The 5,972-nt window shown below is 69.1% G+C and carries 7 protein-coding genes; 4 read left to right on the top strand and 3 right to left on the bottom strand.

Annotation, left to right across the window (positions count from 1 at the left end):
- The 4 genes from DD1DGNOD_RS16665 to DD1DGNOD_RS16650 form a co-directional block, all read left to right on the top strand.
- Window positions 1-427 (top strand): ferredoxin family protein (locus DD1DGNOD_RS16665; RefSeq protein WP_206443242.1); only part of this gene is annotated, 427 nt, incomplete at its 5' end.
- A gap of 5 nt (window positions 428-432) precedes the next feature.
- Window positions 433-1,431 carry a mycofactocin-associated electron transfer flavoprotein beta subunit gene (locus DD1DGNOD_RS16660; RefSeq protein WP_241255783.1) on the top strand — a complete coding sequence of 333 codons (999 nt, stop codon included), beginning with the start codon at window positions 433-435 and terminating at the stop codon, window positions 1,429-1,431.
- Window positions 1,432-1,500: 69 nt separating this feature from the next.
- Entirely contained in the window at window positions 1,501-2,514 is a 1,014-nt protein-coding gene (locus tag DD1DGNOD_RS16655) for an NADP-dependent oxidoreductase (protein WP_206443241.1), read from the top strand.
- A gap of 402 nt (window positions 2,515-2,916) precedes the next feature.
- Window positions 2,917-4,191 (top strand): cytochrome P450, encoded by a 1,275-nt coding sequence (locus tag DD1DGNOD_RS16650; RefSeq protein ID WP_131770545.1) that lies wholly within the window; start codon window positions 2,917-2,919, stop codon window positions 4,189-4,191.
- A 144-nt stretch (window positions 4,192-4,335) separates the two neighbouring features.
- Here DD1DGNOD_RS16650 and DD1DGNOD_RS16645 read toward each other — a convergent pair whose 3' ends face one another.
- The 3 genes from DD1DGNOD_RS16645 to DD1DGNOD_RS16635 form a co-directional block, all read right to left on the bottom strand.
- A complete protein-coding gene (locus DD1DGNOD_RS16645; RefSeq protein WP_131770544.1) occupies window positions 4,336-4,770 on the bottom strand; it encodes a PIN domain-containing protein in 435 nt (144 codons plus the stop codon).
- Window positions 4,767-5,003 carry a CopG family transcriptional regulator gene (locus DD1DGNOD_RS16640; RefSeq protein WP_241251594.1) on the bottom strand — a complete coding sequence of 79 codons (237 nt, stop codon included), beginning with the start codon at window positions 5,001-5,003 and terminating at the stop codon, window positions 4,767-4,769. The genes DD1DGNOD_RS16645 and DD1DGNOD_RS16640 overlap by 4 nt, the downstream gene beginning before the upstream one ends.
- A 348-nt stretch (window positions 5,004-5,351) precedes the next feature.
- Window positions 5,352-5,972, bottom strand: a 621-nt coding sequence (locus tag DD1DGNOD_RS16635; RefSeq protein WP_131770549.1) for a class I SAM-dependent methyltransferase, incomplete at its 5' end; no start/stop codon positions are given.

The raw sequence follows: 5,972 nt of genomic DNA, 5'->3' as shown, positions 1-5,972 counted from the left end.
GGCAGGCCCGACGGGTTCGACGGGTCCGGCGGGTCCGACGAGTCCGGCAGCCACGGCCGGCTCGGCAGCCAGGACCAGCCCGGCCGGCTCGGCGGCTACGGCCGGCTCGGCCGGTATGACCGGGGTCGCCGCGGACGAACGCTGGCACGACATCTCCTTCGACGACCGGATGGCCACCGTCGACTTCCGGGTCGGCGAACGGGCCCACATCGTGGTCGACTCCGACGTCTGCCGCTCGTGCACCACGAAGGCGTGCGTGACCGCCTGCCCGGCCAACCTGTTCGCCCCGACCGCCGACGGCGGCATCCTGTTCAACTACGAGCAGTGCTTCGAGTGTGGGACGTGCTACATGGTCTGCAACGGCGAGAACGCGATCAGATGGACTTATCCGGACGGCGGGCAGGGCGTCGTCTTCCGGCGGGGGTGACGGCCATGACGTCGCAGCTGTCCGGGTCGACGGGGTCACCGCTTGTCGTCGTGTGCCTGCGCCACACCGATCTGCGGCCGGAGGTCGACCCGCTGACCGGGGTCGTCACCCGGGACCCGCGCGGTGCCGGGATCTGCCCGGCCGAGCAGGCCGCCTTCGAGCACGCGCTACGGATCGCCGACGCCTGGGGTGGGTTGGTGCTGGCCGTGGCCGCCGGCCCGGTCACCGCCGACGAGACGCTGCGCGGCGCGATCGCGCTCGGCGCGCGGGTGCTGCGGGTCCCGTGGCCGGTGCCCGTGCCGGCGCCGGGGGCGCACGCTGGTGATCCGCATCGTGGTGACGATCCACGTCATGCCGGTGAGCCGCTCGGGTCGGCGCAGCACTACCTCGACGATCTCGGCCGGGACGAGCGTGCCCTGGCCCGTAGCCTCCTCGCCGCGATCCGTACCGTGGGGGAGCCGGCGCTGGTGCTCTGCGGCGACAGATCCCCGGACCGGGGCACGGGCGCGCTGCCCGCGCTGCTGGCGCACGAACTCGGCGCCGCCCAGGCGCTCGGGCTGGTCGACCTGCGCGCCGACGGCGACCTGCTGCTCGCCGAGCGCCGCCTCGACGGCGGTCGGCGGGAACGGCTGCGGGTGCGCCCTCCGGCGGTGTGCTCTGTCGAGGGTGCCGGTGTCCGGCTGCGGCGAGCCTCCCTGCCTGCGACGCTGGCGGCGCAGCGGGCCGAGATACCTGTCGTGGAAACCGTCGCCGCCCATGCCGGCGCTTCGGAGGCTGCCGTCACGGTCCGCTCGGCACGTCCGTTCCGGCCGCGGACCAGGGTCGTACCGCCGCCGGAGGGCGCCGCTGCCCGGCAGCGCCTGATGGAGCTGACCGGCGTGCTGGTCGCGCACGAACCGCCCACCATCGTCGGGCCCGTGGACGCCGCCGGTGCGGCGGACGCGCTGCTGGCCTTCCTGGAACGCAACGGCTATCTCGGCGATCGGCCCTCCGACGGGTCGTAGCCGCTACCGTCAGCGGTGGGTGCCCAGCATCCGCGGCACCGGTGCCGTCGTACCCGCGGAGGTTAGACGTTGAAGACCGTCAACCGTCAGATCCGTCTTGCCACCCGTCCGGTGGGCCTGCCCAGGCCCGGCGACTGGGAGCAGGTCGAGGAGCCGGTCCCCTCGCCCGGCGAGGGGGAGTTCCTCGTCGAGCTCCGCTACCTCTCCCTCGACCCTGCCATGCGGGGCTGGATGAACGAGGCGCGCTCCTACGTCCGGCCGGTGGCGTTGGGGGAGGTCATGCGCGCCTTCGGAGCCGGCCGTGTCGTCGTCTCCAACCACCCCGGTTTTGCCGTGGGTGACCATGTCAGCGGGCTCTTCGGCGTCCAGGAGTACGCCGTCTCCGACGGGCGGGGCGTCGTCACGGTCGACCCCGGCCGGGCGCCGCTGCCGACCTACCTCGGTGCGCTCGGGATGCCAGGCCTGACCGCCTACTTCGGGCTGCTCGACGTCGGCCGTCCTCGACCGGGCGACACCGTGGTGGTCTCGGGAGCCGCCGGTGCCGTCGGCAGCGTGGCGGGGCAGATCGCCAAACGCCTGGAATGCCGTGTCGTCGGTATCGCCGGTGGCGCGCAGAAGTGCGGCTGGCTGGTCGACGAGCTCGGTTTCGACGCCGCCGTCGACTACAAGTCGCAGGACGTCAGGGATGCGCTGCACAAGCACGCTCCCGACGGCGTCGACGTCTACTTCGACAACGTGGGCGGCGACATCCTCGACGACGTCCTCACCCACCTGGCCCGCGGCGCGCGCGTGGTCATCTGCGGCGCCATCTCGCAGTACAACGCGACCACACAGGTCAGCGGGCCGCGAAACTACCGGTCGCTGTTGATCCAGCGCGCGTCCATGACGGGGATGCTCGTCTCCGACTACGCCGACCGCTACCCGGCGGCAACGGCGGACCTGGCCGCCTGGCTGGCGGACGGCTCGCTGCGGCCGCGTGAGGACGTGGTCCCCGGCGGAATCGGGCGTTTTCCCGAAGCGCTGCTCATGCTCTTCGCCGGCAGGAACACCGGCAAGCTCGTACTCGAGATCACCGGGTCCTGACACCTGCCGGCTGGACAGGGCCTGTCTGTCTGCGGAGCCCGTTGCGGCGACAGGGCCCGTTGGCGGGGTAGGCGCGCCGCGTCGCTGATCTCCATACGCTGTCGATCGATTTGAAATCATAGTCGCACGATAAGGAATATCCGTTCGTCGACCTTCATTCCGGTGCTTTTTGTGGCTGATTTATGGCCTGTTCACCGACCGGACAGCATGCGCTGATGAGATTCACGAAGGTTTCGACGTGGACACGAAAAACCTGCGCCCTGGAAGACCGAAGGAGACGCGATCATGTTTTCGTGCCCGGGGTTCTTCCGGGCAGGCCTGGAGTGCCAGGAAGAACCCCGGCAATAGGAGTGAGGATCGCCGGGCTGCTGTTTTCGATGTCATTTTCGAGAGGAGCTGAACGTGGATCTCACCGTCGAACAGGCCTCTGCGCATGACTCCACCGAGACCACCCCTGCCGTCGACCAGCCTGCCGTCGGCCAGGCGGTGCTCGACGCCTTCGCTCCCGACTGGCGGCACGATCCGTACCCGAGCTACGAGGTACTGCGGGCGGCCGGTCCGTTTCCGCCTGGCCCGCTCAACCTGAGCCTGGTGCCGCGCTATGCCGAGTGCAACGCCATTTTGCAGAACCCCGCGTGGAGCCATGCGGAGGAGCCCGAGTTGCTGCATCCGGGCAGCGACATCCTGGACCTGCCCGCGTCGTTCCTGTGGATGGAGCCGCCGGACCACACCCGGCTGCGCGGGCTGGTCGGCAAGGCGTTCACGCTCCGCACGATCGAGGGCCTGCGGCCGCGCGTGGAGCAGGTCGTCGACGAGCTGGTCGACCGGGCGGTGGCCGCCGGTGAGGTGGACCTGATCGAGGCGCTGGCCTACCCCCTGCCACTGACTATGATCTGCGAACTGCTCGGGGTCCCAGCCGAAGATCATCCAACCGTCCGGCGGATGTCGGCGGGAATTGCCCGCGGACTGGATCCCGACGTGCTGCTCACGCCGGAAGAGGTCGCAGCCCGGACCGAGGCGGCCCGGGAGTTCATCGAGTTCTTCGGTGCCCTGATCGCGCGACGCCGGGCCCAGCCACAGGACGATCTTATCAGCGCCCTTGCCGCGGTCGAGGCGGCCGGTGATCGACTGACCGCCCACGAGATGCTCGCCACGTTGGTGGTGCTGGTCGTGGCGGGCCACGAGACGACGGTGAATCTGGTGGGTAACGGGGTGCTCGCCCTGCTGCGGAATCCGGACCAGTTCGCGTTGCTGCGCGACAACCCCGACCTCGCCGCACCCGCGGTGGACGAACTGTTGCGTTACGACGCCCCGTCGCAGCTGACCACCCGGGTCGCGACACGGGAGATCGAGCTGTCCGGACACACCTTTGTGCCCGGCGACGGCGTCATGGTGATGTTCGGGTCGGCAAACAGGGATCCGCACGCCTTCGACGAACCGGACCGGCTGGACCTGACGCGCTACACGGGCCGAAACGGCGTGAACCGGCACATGTCGTTCGGCCTCGGCCTGCATTACTGCATCGGCGCGCCTCTCGTCCGGCTGGAAATGGAGATCGCGCTGCGGGCGCTCGCGGGTCGGGCGCCGACGGTCGAGCTGCTCGCCGATCCTCCCGCCTACCGGCCGAATCTCGTGGTGCGCGGCATGACCGAGCTGCCCGTCCGCTTCACCGGCTAACCCGACGTGAATCTAGAGTCGGACCGAGCTCGGTGAGGGTTGGTGGTTCATCCGGCAGGCTGTCGATGGCCAGTGGTACGCCCCCGCGGAGTTTCACCGGCCGGCTGGTCATCGAGGGCCGGTTCGAAGCATGGCGGCGGAAGGTCACATGTCGTCGGGCAGGAGGCGGAACGCCTTGTGGCTGGTGAGCGGACGCATTGCGCGGAAGTCCCGCCGGTCGAGCGTGAGAACACTTTCGGTCTCGTACTGCTCCGCCAGTACCACGTTCACGGCGTCCGCCAGATCCAGGCGTAGGTCGGCGTACCGGGTCTGGACTGTGCGAGCCTTGCGGAGGGTATCGGCTGCCACCTCGGGAATCAGGATGCGCATGGTGCCCGTCTGTTGTAACAGCCAGTCATTGACCGTATAGGCAGTCCTGCGGTCGATGTTGCGGGTGATGACGTGCTCGACTTCGGCGAATACCAGCGGGGAGACCACGGCCGCGGACGCCGCGCGCAGCGCCGCGCGGGCTGCCTGGTGTTCCGGATTGCCGACGTTGAAGGCGGCTACGAGGCCAGAGGTGTCACCAATAATGATCATGCAGTATTGCCGGTCGTGCCGTTCTTCCGGTTGACCGCTTCGTCGACCGCTTCGCGGACGTCGTCTTCGGTGACCGGGCCGCCGAAGTCGAGCGCCGGGATATCCCAGTCGCCGGACCATCGGCGGGCGCGCAGCGCAGCGATGCGGAACGCTTCGCGAAAGTACTCGGATTCGGGCCGGCCTTCCCGGGCTGCCGCCTCCTTGACAATCTGTAGGTATTTCTCGTCGACCATGACAGTCGTCTTCTTCAAGATCATATGGTTATGGTACCACCACCACCACCGGCAGCAGCACGCCTCGCAGGACCGGGCGCATCGTCGCCGCGCCGAGCGGCAGCAGCGGTTCTCGTGAAGGGTGCCCGATCCAGTGACGCCGTCCTGGAGACCGAAAACAGGCGGCCGATATCGATGCCGAGCGTGGTCAGGAGGTCCCGGTCGGCGGCTGCCCCGGCCCCGAGCGGCGTCGCACGGCAAACCGTCCGCCGAACCGCGTGCACGTCGATGGTGGCTACGAGCAGGTGGGTGTCTGGGCTGGGCGAGTGTCGGCGCCCGGGTGTGGTGAGACCGGGGCAGAGACGCCCGTCAAAACTCCAGCCGGTAGAAGACCGCCATCCTTCTCACGGCGGGGACCAGCTTCGCCGCCTTGGCTATCATGCGGTAGCCCGTCGGCAGCTTCTCGAAGCCGTCGAGGTCGAAGGCGCCCATGGACGTCACGCACCGCAGCCGGGGATCGATCGCCTCGAGTTCCGCGCAGCTGTCGATGCCCCACGAGACGGTCGCCCCCGCAGCCTGGATCGCCTTGTTGAACCTCTGCATCCGAATGCCGCGCCTGCTGAGCCCGTCGAAGACGAACTGGCCGCTGGGAAAGCGGTTCACGATCCGCTGGAAAAGTCCCTTGCCCTCGTCCTCCCTGAGGTACATCGTCAGGCCCTCGGCGACCACCAGCACGGGGAGATCACTGGGTACCTGCGCCAGCCAGGACGGGTCGGTGACGGACGAGCCGATCATCTCGTAACCCCCACGCGAGGGATACAGCTGTCGCCGTAGATCAATAACATCGGGATAGTCCACGTCGAACCACCGCACGCCGGGGCCGGGGTCGAGGCGGTAGACGCGGGTGTCCAGGCCGCAGCCCAGGTGCAGCACGGTGGTCTTCGGGTGCGCGGCGAGGAACTCGGTGGTCCACCCGTCGAAGTGCCCGGC

It is taken from the genome of Candidatus Protofrankia californiensis, from assembly GCF_900634765.1.
Taxonomy (GTDB): domain Bacteria; phylum Actinomycetota; class Actinomycetes; order Frankiales; family Frankiaceae; genus Protofrankia; species Protofrankia californiensis.
This window is presented reverse-complemented; position numbering and strand designations above follow the sequence as displayed.